The organism is Oceanobacillus luteolus (assembly GCF_023715655.1).
In the GTDB taxonomy this organism is placed as follows: Bacteria; Bacillota; Bacilli; order Bacillales; family Amphibacillaceae; genus Oceanobacillus; species Oceanobacillus luteolus.
Genome location: NZ_JAMBON010000188.1, coordinates 1 through 255, shown reverse-complemented (window position 1 = coordinate 255; position 255 = coordinate 1). Strand labels below are relative to the sequence as shown.

Sequence of the window (255 nt, the reverse complement as noted above, 5' to 3'; positions counted from 1 at the left end):
TACTGTGAAGGCAGGTGTTTAACGTGTCTGATGTGATTAGAGAGAAATGTAAATTACTCCGTTTAGCATATATTGCAGACCTGTATGAAAAAGTTCCTTTCGAGAATCCGGAACAATATTTAATGGACCTATTACAACAGGAAATAGAGTTAAGGGAAATCGCAAAAGGAGAACGTTTAATTAAAAAAGCAAAGTTTATGAATGAAAAGGAATTAGAGGATTATCAATGGGGCGACCATATTCACTTCCCATCTA

General features: G+C 35.3%; 1 pseudogene. It reads left to right on the top strand.

The window, feature by feature from the left end:
* Nucleotides 1–23 precede the first annotated feature (23 nt).
* A pseudogene (locus tag M3210_RS20875) lies at nt 24–255 on the top strand (ATP-binding protein); the annotation flags it as partial.